At 72.4% G+C, this 19,793-nt stretch carries 16 protein-coding genes; 12 read left to right on the top strand and 4 right to left on the bottom strand.

What is annotated here, in order from left to right; genetic code table 11:
• Nucleotides 1-136: 136 nt before the first annotated feature.
• Together CLT75_RS20175 and CLT75_RS20170 are read left to right on the top strand one after the other, a co-directional pair.
• A complete protein-coding gene (locus CLT75_RS20175; RefSeq protein ID WP_135242011.1) occupies nucleotides 137-1,048 on the top strand; it encodes an NUDIX domain-containing protein in 912 nt (303 codons plus the stop codon).
• A 345-nt stretch (nucleotides 1,049-1,393) separates the two neighbouring features.
• On the top strand, nucleotides 1,394-2,308 hold the full coding sequence (locus CLT75_RS20170; RefSeq protein ID WP_135242010.1) for a CDP-alcohol phosphatidyltransferase family protein: 915 nt from the start codon (nucleotides 1,394-1,396) through the stop codon (nucleotides 2,306-2,308).
• Nucleotides 2,309-2,365: 57 nt separating this feature from the next.
• On the opposite strand, the gene CLT75_RS20165 is transcribed toward CLT75_RS20170, so the two are convergent.
• From CLT75_RS20165 to CLT75_RS20155, 3 genes are all read right to left on the bottom strand, one after another.
• Nucleotides 2,366-3,613 (bottom strand): phosphatidylserine decarboxylase, encoded by a 1,248-nt coding sequence (locus CLT75_RS20165; RefSeq protein ID WP_135242009.1) that lies wholly within the window; start codon nucleotides 3,611-3,613, stop codon nucleotides 2,366-2,368.
• Nucleotides 3,614-3,767: 154 nt separating this feature from the next.
• The gene (locus CLT75_RS20160) at nucleotides 3,768-4,193 is read right to left on the bottom strand and encodes a hypothetical protein (RefSeq protein WP_135242008.1); all 426 of its coding nucleotides are present in this window, start codon (nucleotides 4,191-4,193) and stop codon (nucleotides 3,768-3,770) included.
• Nucleotides 4,190-6,076, bottom strand: coding sequence for a PspC domain-containing protein (locus tag CLT75_RS20155; protein ID WP_135242007.1), 1,887 nt, complete (start codon nucleotides 6,074-6,076; stop codon nucleotides 4,190-4,192). Before CLT75_RS20155 ends, CLT75_RS20160 begins: the two co-directional genes overlap by 4 nt.
• A 178-nt stretch (nucleotides 6,077-6,254) precedes the next feature.
• Between CLT75_RS20155 and CLT75_RS20150 the strand changes: the two genes are divergently transcribed.
• The 7 genes from CLT75_RS20150 to CLT75_RS20120 all read left to right on the top strand — a co-directional run bounded on the left by CLT75_RS20150 (nucleotide 6,255) and on the right by CLT75_RS20120 (nucleotide 14,606).
• Nucleotides 6,255-7,505 (top strand): ATP-binding protein, encoded by a 1,251-nt coding sequence (locus CLT75_RS20150; RefSeq protein ID WP_135242006.1) that lies wholly within the window; start codon nucleotides 6,255-6,257, stop codon nucleotides 7,503-7,505.
• A gap of 1 nt (nucleotide 7,506) precedes the next feature.
• Nucleotides 7,507-8,184, top strand: coding sequence for a response regulator (locus tag CLT75_RS20145; protein ID WP_030501521.1), 678 nt, complete (start codon nucleotides 7,507-7,509; stop codon nucleotides 8,182-8,184).
• Between the two features lie 585 nt (nucleotides 8,185-8,769).
• Nucleotides 8,770-10,413 (top strand): ABC transporter substrate-binding protein, encoded by a 1,644-nt coding sequence (locus tag CLT75_RS20140; protein ID WP_135242005.1) that lies wholly within the window; start codon nucleotides 8,770-8,772, stop codon nucleotides 10,411-10,413.
• Between the two features lie 144 nt (nucleotides 10,414-10,557).
• Nucleotides 10,558-11,484, top strand: coding sequence for an ABC transporter permease (locus tag CLT75_RS20135; RefSeq protein ID WP_135242004.1), 927 nt, complete (start codon nucleotides 10,558-10,560; stop codon nucleotides 11,482-11,484).
• 75 nt (nucleotides 11,485-11,559) lie between these two features.
• The gene (locus CLT75_RS20130) at nucleotides 11,560-12,543 is read left to right on the top strand and encodes an ABC transporter permease (protein WP_135242003.1); all 984 of its coding nucleotides are present in this window, start codon (nucleotides 11,560-11,562) and stop codon (nucleotides 12,541-12,543) included.
• Nucleotides 12,544-12,568: 25 nt separating this feature from the next.
• Nucleotides 12,569-13,597 (top strand): ABC transporter ATP-binding protein, encoded by a 1,029-nt coding sequence (locus CLT75_RS20125; protein ID WP_135244071.1) that lies wholly within the window; start codon nucleotides 12,569-12,571, stop codon nucleotides 13,595-13,597.
• Complete coding sequence (locus CLT75_RS20120; protein WP_135242002.1) at nucleotides 13,590-14,606, top strand: ABC transporter ATP-binding protein; 1,017 nt, start codon at nucleotides 13,590-13,592, stop codon at nucleotides 14,604-14,606. Before CLT75_RS20125 ends, CLT75_RS20120 begins: the two co-directional genes overlap by 8 nt.
• A gap of 73 nt (nucleotides 14,607-14,679) precedes the next feature.
• Here the strand turns inward: CLT75_RS20120 and CLT75_RS20115 are convergent, their stop codons facing one another.
• A complete protein-coding gene (locus CLT75_RS20115) occupies nucleotides 14,680-15,033 on the bottom strand; it encodes a chorismate mutase (protein ID WP_135242001.1) in 354 nt (117 codons plus the stop codon).
• 289 nt (nucleotides 15,034-15,322) lie between these two features.
• On the opposite strand from CLT75_RS20115, the gene pcrA reads away from it, so the two are divergent.
• From pcrA to CLT75_RS20100, 3 genes are all read left to right on the top strand, one after another.
• The gene (pcrA, locus tag CLT75_RS20110; RefSeq protein ID WP_135242000.1) at nucleotides 15,323-17,716 is read left to right on the top strand and encodes a DNA helicase PcrA; all 2,394 of its coding nucleotides are present in this window, start codon (nucleotides 15,323-15,325) and stop codon (nucleotides 17,714-17,716) included.
• A gap of 104 nt (nucleotides 17,717-17,820) precedes the next feature.
• Nucleotides 17,821-18,351, top strand: coding sequence for a SigE family RNA polymerase sigma factor (locus tag CLT75_RS20105; RefSeq protein ID WP_486485225.1), 531 nt, complete (start codon nucleotides 17,821-17,823; stop codon nucleotides 18,349-18,351).
• Nucleotides 18,348-19,787, top strand: coding sequence for a hypothetical protein (locus tag CLT75_RS20100; protein WP_135241998.1), 1,440 nt, complete (start codon nucleotides 18,348-18,350; stop codon nucleotides 19,785-19,787). The genes CLT75_RS20105 and CLT75_RS20100 overlap by 4 nt, the downstream gene beginning before the upstream one ends.
• The last annotated feature ends 6 nt before the right edge of the window (nucleotides 19,788-19,793 follow it).

Here is a 19,793-nt window from a genome sequence, read left to right as displayed (position 1 = left end):
CACCCCGGGCCTCCACCCCGGCGATCATGACGTTGACGGCGCGAAATGTCCGCCTCGGTACCGCTAACCTCATGATCGACGGAGTGGGGCGCGGGGTGCGGCGGGAGCGCGCGGCGCGCGGGCGGGGGAGGGTGCTGTGGAGCAGCTGCGGCGGGTCGGGGCCTACGGGGTGCTGCGGGACACCGAGGGGCGGGTGTTGCTGGCGCGTGGCTCGGCGAAGTGCCCCTACCCGGGGGTGTGGCAGCTGCCCGGTGGCGGCGTCGAGCACGCGGAGCACCCGGCCGACACCGTGGTACGCGAGTTCGCCGAGGAGACCGGCCTGACCGTGGCGCCCGGCGCGATCCGGGCCGCGGTGGCCGACGTGGCCGCGTTCGCCGGCCTGGGGATCGCGCTGCACACCGATCGGCTGATCTTCGAGGTGGAGGCGCGCGGCGGACGGCTGCGGCCCGAGCCGGCCGGTGGCAGCGACGAGGTGGGCTGGTTCGCCCCCGAGGAGGCCGCTGCCCGGCCGCTGATGCCGTTCACCGCCGAGCTGCTCGGCCTGCCGGTGACTCCGCTGCCGGCCGACCTGCCCCGGGCGCTGCCCGCCGAACCGGCCGGGCCGTCGGTCGACCGCCGGCAGCGCTTCGCCGCGTACGGGCTGGTCACCGACCCGGCCGACCGGGTGCTGCTCACCATGATCGCCGACGGGTACCCGGGCGCGGGTCGCTGGCACCTGCCCGGGGGCGGCACCGACCACGGCGAGCAGCCCGCCGCCGGGCTGCTGCGCGAGCTGGTCGAGGAGGCCGGGCAGCTGGGCCGGGTGGTCGACCTGATCGCCGTGGACAACCTGCACAACCCGGCCGCGCTCGGCCCGGAGGGCCGCCCGCTGGACTGGCACGGCGTCCGGGTGATCTACCGGGTACGGGTGGACGCGCCGACCGACGCGGTGGTGACCGAGCTGGCCGGCGGCTCGACCGCGCGGGCCGCCTGGTTCGCCAGGGAGCAGGTCACCGGTCTGTCGATGACCGACGTGGCGGCCCGGGCCACCGGGCAGCGGGTGAGCTGAATCGCTCGCCGAGCCGCCCTGGGTGACCTCCGGTACAGTCGGAAGTACGGCTGACCGACGAAAACGGGCATTGAGGCCCGAGATGGGAATGAGTGGGCGGTTCGCGCGGTTAAGGGAGATATAAGTACCGCCGGCAGCTATCGCCAAGCCCCTGTCCCCTGTGCAATGGTGTACTCCGCAAAAGGGCTGCCGGACCCGAAAGGTCCGGCACGAGACAGCCGGACACCCGCCCCGCCGTGGGCGGCCAGCCGATCCGGTGATGGAGGAAACGTGCCGAGAGCCCCATGGCGCCGGCGTCGTACGACTGACAGTCCGCGCCCCGCAGGGCGTCGCTGGGCGGGCAGGTTGCGCCGCAGCAGCACGTTCGCCCGCCAGGTGCTGCTGGTCCGGGTGGGCCGCCGGGACGGCGCGGCCGTCTCGGGGACCGACCTGGTCACCCCCGACCACCGTTACTCCGACCGCCAGCGCATCCGCTACGGCCGGCTCGACACCGACATCGAAGCGGTACGCCCGGTGAGCCCGGCGCTCGCCCCGGCCGCCCCGGTCGACGACGAGTCCCCGGGGATGTCGATCCCGCTCCTGCCGGGTGAGCGCACCGCCGCCCGCCGGGCCAAGTTCGCGCTCGTCAACGCGTGCACGCTGAGCAGCCTCATGCTCGGCATGCTGGCCATCTTCCTGGCCATGCGCGGTGACGTGCAGCTCGCCGCGATCTGCCTGATCGCGTGCGTCGCGTTCGACGGCCTCGACGGCGCACTGGCCCGCAAGCTCGGCGTGGCCAGCCCGTTCGGCGCGCAGATGGACTCGCTCGCCGACATGTGCTCGTTCGGCCTCGCCGCGCCGGTCGTGGTCTACGCCTCGCTGGCCGGTTCGGTGCCCCCGGCGGCCGCCGCGGTCTCCTGCGCGCTCGTCGCCGCCTGCGCGGCGATCCGGCTCGCCCGGTTCAACGTCTCGCCGAAGGACGGCCGCTTCTTCTGCGGCGTGCCGACCACCATGGCGGCGGCGGTGCTCGCCCTGACCGTGGCGATCGGCGTGCCGGTCCCCGGCCTGGTCATGGTGGCCGGCGTGGCGCTGCTCGCCTTCGCCATGGTGTCCAGCTTCCCGTACGCGAAGCTCGCCCGGCTGCTGAAGCTGCCGCCGTGGCTCTGGCTGGCCCCGGTGATCGGCGCGCTCGTCGACATCCGGCTCACCTTCGCGTTCGTGGTGGTCGGCTACCTGGTCAGCGGGCCGCTGCTCTGGCTGCACCAGCGCCGTACCGCCTGATCCGAGAACGACAGAAGGGGCGCCGCTGCAGCGGCGCCCCTTCTTCGTGTCCGGCGCTCAGCGCCAGCGGGCGATCACCGTCGCGCCGCCGACCACCTTGTCGCCCGGACCGACCAGCGGGTCCGCGGCGTCGGCCGGCAGGTAGACGTCGGTACGCGAGCCGAACCGGATCAGGCCGAAGCGCTCACCCCGGGCCAGCAGCGAGCCGACTGGTGCCCGCTGCACGATCCGGCGGGCGATCAGCCCGGTGCGCTGCGCCACCACGACGGTGCCGTGGTCGGTGTCCAGCACCGTGTACGCCGCCACGTTGTGTTCGGCGTCCGGCTTCATGGCGTTGACGAACCCGCCGTCGGCGACGAAGTAGTCGACCACCTTGCCGGCCACCGGGGAGCGGTTGACGTGCACGTCCAGCACCGACAGGAACACCGCGATCCGCAGCCACTCGCCGTCGCCGAAGCGCTCGTCCTGCAGGCGCTGCACGGACAGCACCTGACCGTCCGCCGAGGCGACGACCGCCGACGGGTCCTCCGGCACGTCCCGCTCCGGGTCCCGGAAGAACGCGGCCACCGGCGCGGCGGCCAGCGCCGGCAGCAGCCAGAGCTTCGACTTCGGCCGCGCGGCCCGGGTCAGGGCGGCCAGGCCGAGCGTGATGCCCGCCGCGGCCACGCCGTTGGAGTCGATGTGCATGCCCCGGGTCAGCGGCACGCTCGACGGCCGGTACGCCGGGGACAGCGAGGCCGCGAGCGCCACCGGCGCCGGGGTGAACCGCAGGTGGTGCACGCGTACTGGCGGGGTGTTGCGCAGCACCAGGTCGCTGCGTACGCCGTGGAGCACGCCCTGCCGGTCCAGCTCGCCGTCGGCGCCCCCGGTGCGGAACAGCGGCGCGGCGACGCTCAGCACCGCGCCCTCGGCCAGGTATTTCGCCAGCCCGTCGATCGCGACGCGCGCCTCGTCCGCGCTGCCGGTGAACGGCTCGGCGACGACCACCACCGCGGCGGCGTCCGCCTCGGCGAGGGTGTCGGCCACGCGTACCCGGTCGGCGACCCAGCGGCCCTGCGCGGTGACGTGTTCGCGCAGCGCGGCCGCCGCGGCGCCCTCCGCCGGCACCACGGTGAGCCGGTCGCCGGGCAGCAGCGCCTCGATCGCGGCGGCCAGCACCGCGGACTCCGGGGTCGCGCCGACCAGCAGGCCGGCCTTCGGGTCGTTACGCCGGGCGAACTCGCTGACGAGCGTGCGGGCGGCGCGCTCGCCGATGCGGACCGCACCGGTGGGACCGGTGACACGCACGGCGGGGGACTGGGTCATGTCGGACGGGCTCCTGACGAGATAGCGAACGGACGGGGCGGCTCCGGCGACCCGACCGGCGGCTCCGGCATGGTCGGGGGCGGGGCCGGCCGGCGGAGGCGAGATCTCCGCCGACCAGCATAGGCCGCGTCCGAAGGGCGCCGCAGTGGCGCGGTCAGGCCGGATCCCCCGGCGTACGGCGTTGTGGCGCCGCCTCGTCGGCCGGTGGATCGAGCGCCGGCAGTTCGCGGGTGGCCGGTTCCGCGGAGTCCGTGGTGGCCTCGGTGGCCCACTCGTCGGCGGCGTCGGGCGTCTTCGTGTCGGTGACCGCCTCCGCGTCGGCGGGAGTCTCCGTGCCGGCGGCCGGGGAGCCGTACGGTGCCGCGACGGTGACGTCCGGCGCGGGTTGTTCCGGTGCGCGGCCCGAGCGCAGCGCGCCGATCAGTCCGAGCAGGCCGATCAGCACCAGCCCGCCGGCCAGGAACCAGCCGACCGGGGGTACGGAGAGACCGAGGATCCGAGCCAGCAGCCACCAGACGGACAGGCCGAGGAAGACGAGTCCGAAAGCGAACGACACGATGTCGGTACGGTGTGCCTTCATCGGGTCACCTCCAGCTTGCCGGCGTTGACGTGGACGAAGAGGCGCAGCTTGCCCCCACCGGGGCCGTCGGCACCGACGTCGGTGGTCTCCCACTGGCGACCGCCGAGCCCGCCGCTGCGCCGGCCGAAGACCGTGGCGTCACCGGCGTTCACGTCGGCCACCGTGGTCACGTCGACATTCGGCGGTACGACCACTGTCGCGTTGCCGAGGTTCACGTCGACGGTCACCTGGACGTCCTGCTTGTCGAAGTCGATCCCGCGCAGGTCGAGCGTGGCGTCACCGAGGTTGTTCTCGTACCGGTTCGCCAGGTCGCGCAGGTCGGTCGGGGCCCAGGTGACGTTGCCGTCGATGCCGCGTACCCGGTCGTAGGACTCGGCGACCGTGGCGATGCCGAGCGCCGCCGCGGTCACCAGGCCCAGGGCGATCAGCCAGCGCGCCCGGCCGAACCAGGTGCCGACGAGCAGGCCGAGGCCGATGGTCGCGAGCACCGCGGCGAAGTAGCCGGCGGCACCGACCGGGAAGACGTCGAGCAGGTCGAGCATGGCCACCACGCCGAGCGCCAGGAAGATCAGCGAGAACGTGATCGCGCCGAGCGGCGAGCGCTCCTTGGGCCGCTTCGGCGGTCGCGGCGGCCGGACCGGTGGCGGGACGGGCGGCGATCCGGCGTAGGGGCCGTGCGGGGCGAACGGCGGCCGGTACCCGCCGGGCGGCAGCGGTGCGCCGACCGGCGCGGGCGGCGGCACGGCGGCCGGCTCGTCCAGCCGGGCACCGGCGTCCCGCGCGCCCGGCCGGGCCGGGTTCCCGCCGTACGCGGGCCAGGCGGCGGTGTCGGCGACCGGCCCGGTCACGTGCCGCATCGCCACCGTCGTCGGCTCGGACGGGTCCGGCCGGGTGCCTGCCGCGGCGGGCCAGCCCGGCGCCGGCAGCGTCGGGTAGCCGGTGGCGGGTCCGGAGGGGCCCGGCTCGCGGTCCGCGTCGGACGTGACCGGGTGCCCCGGCTCGTAACCGGGCTCGGACGGGGACGCCGGCGGGTAGCCGGGCTCGGGCGAGGACGCCGGCGGGTAGCCAGGCTCGGAGGCGGGCGCCAGGGGATAGCCCGGCTCGGACACGGACGCCGGCGGGTAGCCGGGCTCGGCGGGCAGGCCGCCGGACGGCACCGCGCCGGGGTGTGCCGGTCCGGCGGGCGTGCCGGTCCACGGGGCCGCGGGGGGAGCCGCGGTCCACGTACCCGGCGCCGGGGCCGGCGGCGCGGGCCAGGCCACCGGCGGCACCGGACCCGGCGGGGGACCGTGCGGCGGCACCGGCTGAGCCGGCCGCTGCGCCGGGCCGCGCTGCTCGCGGTTGAGCAGGAGCGCGCCGCCGATCAGGATCACCGCGCCGAGCAGGATCGCCCGGAACCCGTCCGTGACCACGTAGGCGAAGCCGAGCGCCACCACGATGCCGAGCACGATCACCGTGATCGGGGACATGCTGGACCGGCCCCGGCCGAGCATGGCCTCCACCGGGGAGGCGGTGTCGCCCTCGCCGGGGATGATCAGCCAGCCGGCGACGTACACGATGATGCCGATGCCGCCGAAGAAGCCGAGCACGGCCAGCAGCACGCGCCACAGCACCGGGTCGGTGTTCGTGGCCCGGCCGATGGCGGCGCACACCCCGGCCAGGTAGCGGCCCTCACGGGGGCGTACCAGGCCGTACCGGGTGGTGAAGCCGGCGGCGCCGGGCGGTGGGGCGTACCCACCGGGTGGTGGACCGGCGAACGGCGTGCCGCCGCCGGGCGGCGGGCTCGCCTGGTCGGTGGTGGGCGCCGCTCCCGGCGGGGGCGGCGGCGGGGCGTCCTGTGCTGCCGCCCAGGGGCGGGGCGGACGGGCAGCGTCCTCGTTCATGCCTTCGATACTGCTGCCCCGGCCGCCCGAGCAGCCTCCGGACCCGACCCTGACCCCACCCTGAGATCCACCGCCGGTGAAACTCCGGGGCGTCCCCGTGGTCCGCGGCGTCGCAACCGTGTGACGATCTGAGCGTCGGCGCGCCGCCGGCACATCCGCCTCGACCTGGGAGCCTCCGATCAGCAGCACCCCCGCCCCGCACGCCCCGCGCCTCTACCGGGCCACCGAGCACCGGCTGGCCGCCGGCGTGGCCGCGGGCATCGCCGAGCACCTGGGCATCCCGGTGCTGCGGGTCCGCGTGGCGTTCATGGTGCTGCTGGGGCTGAGCGGGCTCGGGCTGCTGCTCTACGCCGCCTTCTGGGCGGTGGTCCCGCCCCGCCCCGGCGACACCGCCGCCCCGCCCCGCCGCGACCTGGCCCAGCTGCTGCCGTTCGTGGTGATCGGGCTCGGCGTGCTGCTGCTCCAGGTGGTGGCGTTCAACTCGGTGGGCGCGGCCGGTACCGCCGGCTGGCTGGTCGCGATCATCGCGGTCGGCGCGGGCGTCATCTGGCACCAGGCCGCCCCGGAGCGCCGCCGGCAGTGGGGCGACTCGGCGGTGCCCTGGCTGGGCGCGGTGGTGGAGGAGAGCGACAGGCGCGCGTTCGTGCTGCGCTTCATCGGCGGCGGTGTGCTCGTCGCGGTCGGCATCATCGGCGTGGCCGCCGTCTACTCACCGGCGCAGAACTTCGACGCGGTGCTCAACGGCGTGATCTTCGCGCTGGTCGGGCTGGCCGGCGTGGGTGTGGTCACCGGCCCGGTGCTCTGGCGCACCTGGAACCAGCTCCGCTCTGAGCGGGAGGGCCGCATCCGGGAGCAGGAGCGCGCCGAACTGGCCGCGATGGTGCACGACCAGGTGCTGCACACGCTGGCCCTGATCCAGCGCAACGCCAGCGACGTCAAGACGGTGCAGCGGCTGGCCCGCGGTCAGGAGCGCTCGCTGCGCAACTGGCTCTACAAGCCGACCGCGTCGCCCACCGAGCGCTTCGCGGCCGCGCTGGAGCAGGCCGCCGCCGAGGTGGAGGACACGTTCGCCATCACCGTCGAGGTGGTGGTGGTCGGCGACCGGGAGACCGACGAGAAGGTGGGCGCGATCGTGGCCGCCGCCCGGGAGGCCCTGGTCAACGCGGCCCGGCACGCCGGTGTGCAGACCGTCTCGCTGTACGCCGAGGTGGAGCCGGAGCAGGTGAGCGTGTTCGTCCGGGACCGGGGCAAGGGCTTCGACCCGGATACGGTGGAGAATCACCGGCACGGCGTCCGGGGCTCGATCATCGGACGGATGAAGCGGCACGGCGGCCGGGCGGAGATCCGGTCCGAGCCGGGGGAAGGGACCGAGGTCCGGCTGATCCTGCCGATCAGCGGCTCCGGCTCCACGGCGGAAAGGGACAAGTGACATGTCCGAGCAGGAACCGGTCGAGGGTACGGCGCCGCGCGGGCCGCTGCGGGTGTTCCTCGTCGACGACCACGCGATGTTCCGGGCCGGCGTCCGCGCCGAGCTGGGGGCGCGGGTGGAGGTGGTCGGCGAGGCCAGCTCGGTGGCCGAGGCGGTGACCCGGATCGCGGCCACCGCGCCGGACGTGGTGCTGCTCGACGTGCACATGCCCGACGGCGGCGGCCGCGCGGTGCTGGAGGCGATGCGACGTACCCACCCGCAGGTGCGGTTCCTGGCGCTGAGCGTGTCCGACGCCGCCGAGGACGTGATCGGCCTGATCCGCGCCGGCGCGCGGGGGTACGTCACGAAGACGATCTCGCCGGAGGAGCTGACCGACGCGATCCGGCGGGTGGCCGACGGCGACGCCGTGTTCAGCCCGCGGCTGGCCGGGTTCGTGCTCGACGCGTTCGCGTCCCGGCCGGACGCGCCGGTGGCCGATCCCGAGCTGGATCAGCTCACCAACCGCGAGCGCGAGGTGCTGCGGCTGCTCGCCCGGGGGTACGCGTACAAGGAGATCGCCAAGGAGCTGTACATCTCGATCAAGACGGTCGAGACGCACGTCTCCAACGTGTTGCGCAAGCTCCAGATGTCGAACCGGTACGAGCTGTCCCGCTGGGCCGCCGACCGCCGGCTGGTCTAGGAATCCCACGTCCGCCCGGGGGCGGGGCCTCGGCGGCCTCGTACCCCCGGGTGCCTCTGTCGCCCGCTCAGTCGGCATGGCATCATCCGGACGGACAGAAAACACGACAGTCGCCTGCCCGTGGGAGGCGCCGAGGCCGGCGCGGTGAACGTCACAACCTCCCTGCCGCAGGGATGCTTGTCGACCCTTCTATGCCCGTCTTGCCTGTTCAGGGCCCTATCGTCCGTGCGCTTTGTGATCTTTTCTCAAGTATCGGCAACGTGGCGACCAACTAACGGCTTGATAACGGCACCTTCACGGAAAGGGCCGGTTGGTGTCACAGTGGCAGCACCTCACCCCCCGGTGTGAGGCACCTCGTCGGGCCCGTCGACCACGTGACGCCGTCTTTCGCGCCGCTGCGTGGCCGCCGACCCTGCGCGGTGTCTCGTCCAGGGTGTGGCGCCCGGCGGATCGGTACCCCTGGGGTGTCCCGAATTCCTCTGCGGTAAACCGGCGTCCTGCGGTTCGGGTCGCCGGTGGTGTCACCCCCAAAGACGTGCGTGAAACTCACGACGGAACCAGGTTAGAAAGAGGAGGCCCCTCGGAATGAGAGTCTCGAAGCGGGCGAGCGGCGCGCTCGCGGTGGGCGCGGCATTCGCGCTCGTCGCGTCCGGCTGCTCCAGCGGGAACAACGACGGTGGCGACGCCGGCGCCAGCAAGGACGGCGCGATCGTCATCGACGGAACCCAGCCGGAGAACCCCCTGGTTCCGGCGAACACCACCGAGACCGGTGGCGGCAAGGTCATCGACTGGGTGTGGAGCGGCCTGGTCGAGTACCCCAACAACGGTGGGGCGCCGCAGAACCTGCTCGCCGAGTCGATCGACACGAGCGACTCGAAGGTCTTCAAGATCAAGATCAAGCAGAACACCAAGTTCCACGACGGCACCACCGTCAAGGCCGAGAGCTTCGTCAAGGCCTGGAACTGGGCTGCGTACGGCCCGAACGGCGCGCAGAACGCCTCCTTCTTCTCCGACATCCAGGGCTTCGACGAGGTCTTCACCGAGGACCCGGACGGCCCGGACGGCCCGAAGAAGGCCCCGGAGCCGAAGGTCAAGGAGATGTCCGGCCTGAAGGTCGTCGACGACTGGAACTTCGAGGTCACGCTCTCCGCGCCGACCGCCGTGTTCCCGACCAAGCTGGGCTACAGCGCCTTCATGCCGCTGCCGGACGCGTTCTTCTCGTCCACCCCGGCGGACTTCGGCAAGAAGCCGATCGGTAACGGCCCGGTCAAGCTCGTCTCCTGGCAGGACGACGTCGAGATCAAGCTGACCCGCTTCGACGACTACAGCCTGCGCGACAAGATGAAGATCAAGGACGTCACCGTCAAGATCTACCAGGACGACACGGCGGCGTACAACGACCTGCTCGCCGGCAACCTGGACTTCCAGCAGCAGGTTCCGGTCTCCGCGCTGGCCGGCGAGAAGTGGAAGACCGACCTGGCCGACCGTGCCATGGCGTCGACCACCCCGTCGACCGGCATCATCGCCTTCCCGATCTACGACAAGCGCTTCCAGAACCCGAAGCTGCGCAAGGCGATCTCGATGTCCATCGACCGGCAGTCGATCACCGACAAGATCTTCTTCGGTAACCGCAAGCCGGCCGACAGCTGGGCCAACCCGCTGACCCCGGGCGCCGAGCCGGGCAACTGCACCGCCTGCAAGTTCGACGTGGCCCAGGCCAAGCAGCTCCTCCAGGAGGCCGGTGGCTTCCAGGGCAAGCTGACCCTGTCGTACAACGCGGACGCCAGCCACAAGGAGTGGATGGAGGCCGTCGCCCAGCAGATCAAGACCAACCTGGGCATCGACGCGGTTGCCGTCGGCGTGCCGACCTTCGCGGTCTTCCGCGCCAACATCAACGCCTACAAGATGACCGGTGCCTACCGGGCCGGTTGGCAGCAGGACTACCCGGACGTCGAGAACTGGATCAACCCGCTCTACGTCACCGGTGGTTCCTCGAACGACGGCAAGTACAGCAACCCGCAGGTGGACGCCCTCGCCAAGGAGGCCTCCGCGGCCCCCAGCCTCGAGGAGGCCCACAAGAAGTTCGCTGAGGCCGTCAAGCTGATCGACCAGGACGTCCCCTCCATGCCGATCTACTTCGGTGGCCAGCAGTCCGGCCACTCGGAGAAGATCAAGAAGCTGGAGCTGTCCAACGTCGGTGAGCTCGACATCACCTCGGTCGAGCTCTGATCCGAACGGTCTGACCCCGGGTCGGGCTCGCCTACCGGTGAGCCCGACCCGGGGCCGTTCCGCGAGGGGGTGTACAACGAACCCCTCGCACGTTGTCGCCGCCGCGCCGGCTCACCCGGCGCTCCCTGTCTGGAGGACCACCCCATGGGCCGTTATCTCTTGAGACGGCTGCTGCAACTCGTACCGGTGTTCATCGGTACGACGTTCCTGATCTACTGGCTCGTCTGGTCCGTGCCCGGTGACCCCTTCGCCGGCAAGTGCGGCGACCGCGGTTGCCCGCCGAACTACCGGGCCATGATGACCGAGAAGTACCATCTCGACGACTCGATCTGGGTGCAGTACGCCAGCTACATGAAGAACCTTCTGCAGGGTGACTTCGGTATCACGTTCGGCGGTCGCGAGATCAGCGACATCATCGCCACGTCGTACCCGAACACCCTGAAGCTGGCAGTGGTCGCCCTCGCCATCGAGGCCGTGATCGGTCTCGGCGCGGGCATCCTCACCGGTCTCCGGCGCAACGGCTTCCTGGACAACCTGGTCCTGGTCTCCACCCTCTTCCTGATCGCCCTGCCCGTCTTCGTCATCGGCTTCGTGCTGCAGTGGCTGCTCGGTGTGAAGTGGGGCATCATCAACCCGACCGTGTCCAACGAGATGCGGTTCAGCGAACTGATCGTGCCGGGCTTCGTGCTCGGAAGCGCATCGATGGCGTACATCGCCCGGGTGGCGCGTACGAGCATCGCCGAGAACCGGCGTGCCGACTACGTGCGTACCGCGATCGCCAAGGGCCTGCCCATGCGCCGCGTGGTCGGCGTGCACCTGCTGCGCAACTCGCTCATCCCGGTCGTCACCCTGCTCGGCACCGACCTCGGCGCCCTGATGGGCGGCGCGATCGTGACGGAGGGCATCTTCGGTATCAACGGCATCGGCCGCCAGGTGCTCCGCTCGATCGTGACGAAGGAGAGCGCTACCGTTGTCGGCATCGTGGTGGTGCTGGTGCTCGTCTATCTCGTGATGAACCTGGTGGTCGACCTGCTCTACGCTGCCCTCGACCCGAGGATCCGCTATGAGTGACCGCCGCAGCGAACGAATCGTCCCAGCAGTCTGCGCGGGCAACCACGCCCGCGCCGAGCGCAGCGAGGTGCGGGCATGAGTGACCCGAGTACCGCGTCGATCGTGTCGACGCCGCCCGCGACCATGCCCACCGAGGCCGGTTCGGGCGCTCCCACCAACGCCGGCCTGCCGGAGAGCGCGAAGCAGCAGAAGCCCCGTGGCCTGCTCGGCGACGCCTGGATCGACCTGCGCCGCAAGCCGCTGTTCTGGATCTCGGCGACGTTCATCGTGCTGTTCCTCGTGATGGCGGCCTTCCCGTCGCTGTTCACCTCCGGCGACGCCGTGAACGGCACGCTGGAGCGCAGCCGGGTCGAGCCGTCGTCCTCCGCCTGGTTCGGTTACGACGTGCAGGGCCGTGACGTCTACGCCCGGGTCATCTACGGCGCCCGCGCCTCGATCGTGGTCGCTGTGGTCTCCACCGTCCTGACGCTGCTCGTCGGCGGCGCGATGGGCATCATCGCCGGCTACCGCGGCGGCTGGGTGGACGCGCTGCTGTCCCGCGTGGCGGACATCTTCTTCGGCCTGCCGTTCGTGCTCGGCTCGATCGTCATCCTCACCACGTTCAACGGGTCCGGCACCGACAACGGCGAGTGGACGATCATGGGCCTGGTGATCATGTCCCTGAGCGTGCTGAGCTGGCCGGTCGTGATGCGGCTGATGCGTTCCTCGGTGCTGGCCACCAAGGAGGCCGACTACATCGTCGCGGCCCGCGCGCTCGGGGCCGGCACCGGCCGGATCATCCTCAAGCACCTGCTGCCGAACTGCCTGGCCCCGCTGCTGGTCTACGGCACGATCATGGTCGGCTCGTTCATCGGCGCCGAGGCCACGCTCTCGTTCCTGGGCATCGGCCTGAAGACCCCGGTGGTCTCCTGGGGCATCATGATCAGCGAGGCGCAGAACTACATCCGGGTCTCGCCGTTCCTGCTGTTCTTCCCCGCCGCGTTCCTCGTCACCGCAGTGCTGAGCTTCGTCATGCTCGGCGAGGCGGTCCGCGAGGCCCTCGACCCGAAGCTCCGATAGGGGAACTGAGTTGTCCGACATTCTCGTGTCCGAGCAGTCCTCGCCGGGCGCCGACGGATCCGGCCGCCCCTCGGGCCGCCTGCTCGAGGTCGACGACCTTCGGGTGGAGTTCCGCACCCGGGACGGCGTCGCCAAGGTCATCAACGGAGTCACGTACCACGTCGACGCGGGGGAGACCCTCGCCGTGCTCGGCGAATCCGGCTCCGGCAAGAGCGTCACCGCGCAGACCATCATGGGCATCCTGGACACCCCGCCCGGCTTCGTCACCGGCGGCAAGGTCCGCTTCCACGGCAAGGACATGCTCACCATGTCCCCCGAGCAGCGGCGGCGGATCCGTGGCGAGGGCATCGCCATGATCTTCCAGGACTCGCTCTCGGCCCTCAACCCGGTTTTCACAGTCGGCTTCCAGATCGCCGAGCAGTTCCGCATCCGGCGCGGCATGAGCCGCTCGGACGCCAAGAAGCGCGCGATCGAGATGCTCGACCAGGTGAAGATCCCCAACGCCAAGGGCCGGTTCAGCAACTACCCGCACCAGTTCTCCGGCGGTATGCGGCAGCGCGCCATGATCGCCATGTCGCTGGCGCTGGACCCCGAGGTGCTGATCGCCGACGAGCCGACCACCGCGCTCGACGTGACCGTGCAGGCCCAGATCATGGACCTGCTCAGCGAGCTGCAGCGGGAACGGCAGATGGGCATGATCCTGATCACCCACGACCTCGGCGTGGTCGCCGACGTCGCGGACCGGATCGCGGTCATGTACGCCGGCCGGATCGTCGAGGAAGCCGACGTCTACGACCTGTACCGCAAGCCGGGACACCCGTACACGCTCGGCCTGCTCAACTCGATCCCGCGGATGGACGAGAAGGGGCAGGAGCTCCGCACCATCAAGGGCCTCCCGCCGAACCTGATGAACATCCCGCCGGGCTGCGCGTTCAACCCGCGCTGCCCGATGGCGCAGCCGGTGTGCCGGGAGAAGGTCCCGCCGCTGCTGCAACTGGGCAACGGCCGGGCCAGCGCCTGCCACTTCGCCGAGGAACTGGTGAACCGTGACTGAACACATCATCGAGGTCCGTGACCTGGTCAAGCACTACCCCGTGACCCGGGGTGTGGTGTTCAAGAAGACCATCGGCCAGGTCAAGGCGGTCGACGGCGTCTCCTTCGAGCTCAAGGCCGGCGAGACGCTCGGCGTGGTCGGCGAGTCCGGCTGCGGCAAGTCGACGCTCGCCCGGGTGCTGATGAACCTGGAAAAGCCGACCTCCGGCCAGGTGCTCTACAAGGGCCAGGACATCTCCAAGCTCTCCGGTGGCGCGCTGCGGCGGCTGCGCCGGCAGATCCAGCTGGTGATGCAGGACCCGTACACCTCGCTGAACCCCCGGATGACGGTGGGTGACCTGATCGGCGAGCCGTTCGAGATCCACCCCGAGGTGGCTCCGCGCGGCAGCCGGCGCGGCAAGGTCAAGGAGCTGCTCGACCTGGTCGGCCTCAACCCGGAGCACATCAACCGGTACCCGCACCAGTTCTCCGGCGGCCAGCGGCAGCGCATCGGCATCGCCCGGGCGCTGGCGCTGCGGCCCGAGGTGATCGTCTGCGACGAGCCGGTGTCGGCCCTGGACGTCTCGATCCAGGCCCAGGTGATGAACCTGCTGGAGAAGCTCCAGGCCGAGTTCGGGCTGTCGTACGTCTTCATCGCCCACGACCTGTCGGTGGTGCGGCACCTCTCCGACCGGGTCGCCGTGATGTACCTGGGCAAGATGGTGGAGATCGGCACCGAGGACGAGATCTACGAGCGGCCGACCCACCCGTACACCCAGGCGCTGCTGTCGGCGGTGCCGGTGCCGGACCCGACCGTGCGCGAGAGCAAGGCGATCATCCGGCTCCAGGGCGACGTGCCGTCGCCGGTCAGCCCGCCCTCGGGCTGCCGGTTCCGCACCCGGTGCTGGAAGGCGCAGGACGTCTGCGCCCAGGAGGTGCCGCTGCTCCAGATCCGGCCGGGCTCGGACCACCCGAGCGCCTGCCACTTCGCGGAGAAGCGGGAGATCGTCGTCACCCACGAGGTGGCCTGATCCGTTCCGGACCGCCTGCCGGCGTCAGCTCGACGCCGGCAGGCGGTTCGTCGTATCCGGGGACGTCACCGCGTCACAGCGGGCCGCGACCGGCGCGCAGCAGCAGGAGCGCGAGCTGCGTGCCGTCGGCGCCGAGCTCGGAGCGGAACCGCTCCAGGATCTCCCGCTCGCGGGAGAGCACCAGCCGGGTGCCGCCGGAGGCCATCCGGGTCGCGCCGACCTCCTGGGAGAGCGCGGCCCGCTCCTGCCAGAGCGCGATGAGGGTGCGGTCGATCTCGTCGATGCGCCGCCGGATCTCACCGATCCGCTCCGCCGCCGCCGCGTCGTCGGTGCCGGTCCGGGCCGCCGCGGCACCGGTCGGGTCGCCGCCGGCCGGCCGGCCGTTGCGCGCCGGGCTGCCGCTGGACTCCACCACGTCAGTCATCATCGTCGTCCCTCTCGGGGCTCGGGCCCGGTACCCGGATCCCGGAACGAAAACGCCCCGGGCTCTGGGGAGCCCGGGGCGTTTCGTAGGTCTGTGATCAGGCGCGACCCACGGCTGCCGGACTCCCGGTGCCGTAGTAAAAGGAGAAGCGCTGATCGAACACGTCGTCGAGTATGCCGACCACCGGGGCGGGCGCGCAAGAAGACGCACCAACAGGTGAGACGTGCCGGCGTGCGCCGGGCGGCGGCGCGGGCGGGGAAGTGTCCGCCCGGCGGCATAGACTCGGGCTGCGATGCATCCTCTCTTCGACATTCCCGCGTCCCCGCCCGCGCCGGAGTCCCGGCCGACCCCGCCGCGCCGCCCCGGGGGCGCCGGGTCGGATCCGGCCGCCCTCCTCGACGGCCTCAACGGCCCCCAACGGGACGCGGTGACCCACGCCGGCTCCCCGCTGCTGATCGTGGCCGGCGCCGGCTCCGGCAAGACCCGGGTGCTGACCAACCGGATCGCCTACCTGCTCGCCGCCCGCGACGTGCACCCCGGCGAGATCATCGCGATCACCTTCACCAACAAGGCCGCCGGCGAGATGAAGGAGCGGGTGGCCGCGCTGGTCGGCCCGCGCGCCCGGCTCATGTGGGTCTCCACGTTCCACTCCGCCTGCGTACGCATCCTGCGGGCCGAGCACGAGCACGCCGGCCTGAAGTCGACGTTCTCGATCTACGACGCGGACGACTCGCGCCGGTTGATGCAGATGGTCGCCCGCGAGCTGGATCTGGACCCGAAGCGCTACCCGGCCCGGGGCCTCGCCGCCCAGGTGTCGAACCTGAAGAACGAGCTGGTCGACCCGGAGGAGTTCGCCGGCCGGGCCAAGGGGCCGAACGAGCGGGCGCTGGCCGAGGCGTACACGCTCTACCAGCGGCGGCTGCGCGAGGCACACGCGCTGGACTTCGACGACCTGATCATGACGACGGTGCACCTGCTCCAGTCGCACCCGCACGTCGCGGAGAGCTACCGGCGCCGGTTCCGGCATGTGCTGGTGGACGAGTACCAGGACACCAACCACGCCCAGTACGTGCTGATCAAGGAGCTGGTCTCCGGCACCGAGGGGATCCCGCCGGCCGAGCTGTGCGTGGTCGGTGACGCCGACCAGTCGATCTACGCGTTCCGCGGCGCGACCATCCGCAACATCCTGGAGTTCGAGCGGGACTTCACCGACGCCCGCACGATCCTGCTGGAGCAGAACTACCGCTCGACCCAGACCATCCTCAACGCGGCCAACGCGGTGATCGACCGCAACACCTCGCGCAAGCCGAAGCGGCTGTGGAGCGACGCCGGGTCCGGTGAGCAGATCGTCGGGTACGTCGCCGACACCGAGCACGCCGAGGCCGACTGGGTGGCCCGGGAGATCGACCGGCTGGTCGACGACGGCGAGACCCGCCCGGGCGACGTGGCGGTGTTCTACCGCACCAACGCCATGTCCCGCGTGTTCGAGGAGGTGTTCATCCGGGTCGGCCTGCCCTACAAGGTGGTCGGCGGGGTGCGCTTCTACGAGCGCAAGGAGGTCCGCGACGCGCTCGCGTACCTGCGCGCGGTGGTGAACGACGACGACACGGTGAGCCTGCGCCGGGTCCTCAACACCCCGCGCCGGGGCATCGGCGAGCGGGCCGAGGCGTGCGTGGAGGCGCTGAGTGCCCGGGACCGCATCTCCTTCGGCGCCGCGCTGCGCCGGGCCAAGGACGCGCCGGGCATCTCGACCCGGGCGGCGAACGGCATCGCCGAGTTCGTCGCGCTGCTCGACGCGGCGCGGGAGCTGGCCGACACCGGCACCCCGGAGGAGGTGCTGGAGGCGGTGCTGACCCGCTCCGGCTACCTGGCCGAGCTGGAGGAGAGTCTCGACCCGCAGGACGCCGGCCGGGTGGACAACCTCCAGGAACTGGTGAGCGTCGCCCGGGAGTACACCGAGCGGATCGAGGCGCTCGGCGCCGACGACGAGCGGGCCACGCTGGCCGGTTTCCTGGAGCAGGTGGCGCTGGTCGCCGACGCCGACCAGATCCCCTCCGACGACCCGGACCACCAGGGCGTGGTCACGCTGATGACGCTGCACACGGCCAAGGGCCTGGAGTTCCCGGTGGTCTTCCTGACCGGCCTGGAGGACGGCGTCTTCCCGCACCTGCGCTCGCTCGGCGACACCCGCGAGCTGGAGGAGGAGCGGCGGCTGGCGTACGTGGGCATCACCCGGGCCCGCCAGCGCCTCTACCTGTCCCGCGCGGTGACCCGGTCGGCCTGGGGCGCGCCCGCCTACAACCCGCCGTCGCGGTTCCTGGAGGAGCTGCCGCCGGAGCTGGTCCGCTGGGAGCGCACCGAGGGGTCGTACACCTCGTGGGGTGGCGGGGGCGGCGGCGTCGGCGGCCGCGCGGACCGGCTGGGCCGCGGCGGCTTCGCCGGCGGCACGCCCAAGGCGACCGAGCTGGCGAAGCGGCTGGGCGTGGACGCCAGCCGCCTGGCCACCGCGAGCGAGCTGAAGCAGGCCCCGAAGGTCTCGGTCGGCGACCGGGTCAACCACCAGCGGTACGGCCTGGGCCGGGTGCTGGCGGTGGAGGGTGCCGGGCCGGGTGCCCGCGCCCAGATCGACTTCGGCGACCAGACCATGTGGCTGGTGCTGCGGCACGCCCCGATCGACAAGCTCTGAGCGCCGGCCGGTCCTGACCCGGCGGCACTCAACCCCCGGCGGCACCTGTCGCGTCTTCCTCGCATCCGCTCGTGGACGCGAGGCGGATGCGACCTGGAGGTGGCGTGAGCCGCGAGGAGGACGACGAGCAGTTCCGGCTGTTCGTACAGCGACAGTGGGGACGGCTGCTCCGCACGGCATACCTGCTGACCGGCGACCGGGGAACGGCCGAGGACCTGGTGCAGTCGGCGCTGGAGAAGACCCATCGGCGCTGGGGGAGGGTGCTGCGCAGGGACGCGCCCGAGGTCTACGTACGCCGGGCGATGGTCAACACGGCCATCTCCTGGCGGCGCCGGCGGCGGCCCCTGGAGGTGCCGTTGCTGGCCTCCGACAGCGCGCCGGTGCCCGACGCGTACGCGCAGGTGGAGGAGCGGCGGCTGCTGCTCACCGCGCTGCGCCGCCTGCCGCCCAGAACCCAGGCCGTTCTGGTGCTGCGTTACTTCGAGGACCTCAGCGAGGCGGACACCGCCCAGGTGCTCGGCTGCTCCGTCGGCTCGGTGAAGAGCCAGGCGTCGCGCGGGCTGGCCCGGCTGCGGGCCGACTTCGCCGCACCCGCCCCTGCGTCCCCGGTACGGCTCCAGGAGGACCCGGCATGACCGAGAGCTTCGCCCGTTCGACGCTCAGTCCCGCGCTGCGGCAGGCCGCGCACGGTGTCGGCGTACCGGAGGACCCGTGGCCGGGATTCGCCGGGCGCGAGCGACGGCACCGGCGCAACCGCCGGATCCGGACGGTGGTGGCGGCGGTCGTGGCCGCGCTCGTCGGGGTCCAGGCCAACCTGGTGCCCCTTCCCGGCTGGGCACCCGGCATCGCCGTCGCCGCCGCCCCGGCGGCGCTGCTCGACGCGCCGCCCCGTGGTGCGCTCGCCGGCGACCGGGCCTGGCTGGACACGCTGCGGGAGCGGATCAGCGCCGACCCGGCGATGGGCGCTCCCACCTCGTTGGACGGCCCGAAGGCGGACGGCCTCTGGAAGGTCGGCGATCGCGACCGGATCCGTCTGCTCTATGGCAGTGACCGGCCGGGTCACCGGGTCGCGCTGGTGGCGGTGCCGCTGCGCTTCGGCCTGCTGACCAAGGAGGCGCTGGTCTGGTACGTCGGCCCGGCCGGGGCCGGCGCCGGGCAGATGCGCTACGCCGGGCACAGCGAGGGCGCCGACGACCCGGTGATGACCCTGATGCGGGTCGGTCCGGACGGGGGCGGATTCGCTGTCGTCGTCGGGCCCACGGAATCCACAGTGACGATCAGTGGCGATCCTCGGTACACGCCGGGGGGAACGCTGAAGTACGAGGACGTGGCGAGGGCGGACGGCAGCGGGGTCGGGTTCACCGTCCTGCCCGCCGGGCCGCTGCGGCACGAACCCGTGGTTCGGGTCAGCCGCGACGGCCGGGTGCTCCACCAGGGGGGCCTGGGCGGCGGCCCGTACGCCTGGGTCGGCCCAACCGCGCCGGAGATGGACGTCCTGCTCGCCGCCGCCCGTCGGGGCGCCAGGGGCACGCCGCTGGCCGACGCCGACCTGCGCGAGTTCCTCGGATGGGCACTGCTCGACAGTCGCCTGCCGGCGGCCGGGACGACGGTGCGGGTGCGCTGGTCGGGCCGCGAGGGCGGCCGGGCCGCGGCGCTGCTCACCGTGCAGCCCGAAGCCGGCGGGGTGATCGCGTACGCCCTGCACGGCGACCATCGCACCGGCTGGTGGACCGACCTGCGGCTGCTCCTGCCGGCCGAGGGTGCCGACCGGCGGCCGGTCGGCTGGCGGATCCGGGCCGACGACGGCACGCGTACGTCCACGGGCCAGGTGCGTGTGGTCGCCCCGGCGGAGGCGGCCCGCGTCACTGTCACCGTCGGCGGCGCACCCCCGGCCACCGTTGCGCTCGACGCGTCGAACGCCGGGACCGTCCGGGTCCCGCCGGACCGGCAGGCGACCCTCACCGCGTACGCCGCCGACGGCAGCGTCCTCGGCGCCACGCCGGTGCCGCCGGTGGAGGCCGACATGTGGGGCCTGCCCGGCGACAGCCCGGCCACCCGGGTGACCCCGTGACGGACC

The sequence above is a fragment of the Micromonospora sp. CNZ285 genome (assembly GCF_004637285.1).
Note: the sequence above shows the minus strand (reverse complement) of the source record. Positions and strands in the feature narration are given on the sequence as shown.

What these genes read in the sequence shown, in the direction of transcription:
- CLT75_RS20100 (WP_135241998.1), top strand. Translation starts at nt 18,348, where the DNA reads ATGACCGAGAGCTTCGCCCGTTCGACGCTCAGTCCCGCGCTGCGGCAG.
- CLT75_RS20135 (WP_135242004.1), top strand. Translation starts at nt 10,558, where the DNA reads ATGGGCCGTTATCTCTTGAGACGGCTGCTGCAACTCGTACCGGTGTTC.
- CLT75_RS20165 (WP_135242009.1), bottom strand. Translation starts at nt 3,613, where the DNA reads ATGACCCAGTCCCCCGCCGTGCGTGTCACCGGTCCCACCGGTGCGGTC.
- pcrA (WP_135242000.1), top strand. Translation starts at nt 15,323, where the DNA reads ATGCATCCTCTCTTCGACATTCCCGCGTCCCCGCCCGCGCCGGAGTCC.
- CLT75_RS20115 (WP_135242001.1), bottom strand. Translation starts at nt 15,033, where the DNA reads ATGATGACTGACGTGGTGGAGTCCAGCGGCAGCCCGGCGCGCAACGGC.
- CLT75_RS20160 (WP_135242008.1), bottom strand. Translation starts at nt 4,193, where the DNA reads ATGAAGGCACACCGTACCGACATCGTGTCGTTCGCTTTCGGACTCGTC.
- CLT75_RS20140 (WP_135242005.1), top strand. Translation starts at nt 8,770, where the DNA reads ATGAGAGTCTCGAAGCGGGCGAGCGGCGCGCTCGCGGTGGGCGCGGCA.
- CLT75_RS20145 (WP_030501521.1), top strand. Translation starts at nt 7,507, where the DNA reads ATGTCCGAGCAGGAACCGGTCGAGGGTACGGCGCCGCGCGGGCCGCTG.
- CLT75_RS20130 (WP_135242003.1), top strand. Translation starts at nt 11,560, where the DNA reads ATGAGTGACCCGAGTACCGCGTCGATCGTGTCGACGCCGCCCGCGACC.
- CLT75_RS20155 (WP_135242007.1), bottom strand. Translation starts at nt 6,076, where the DNA reads ATGAACGAGGACGCTGCCCGTCCGCCCCGCCCCTGGGCGGCAGCACAG.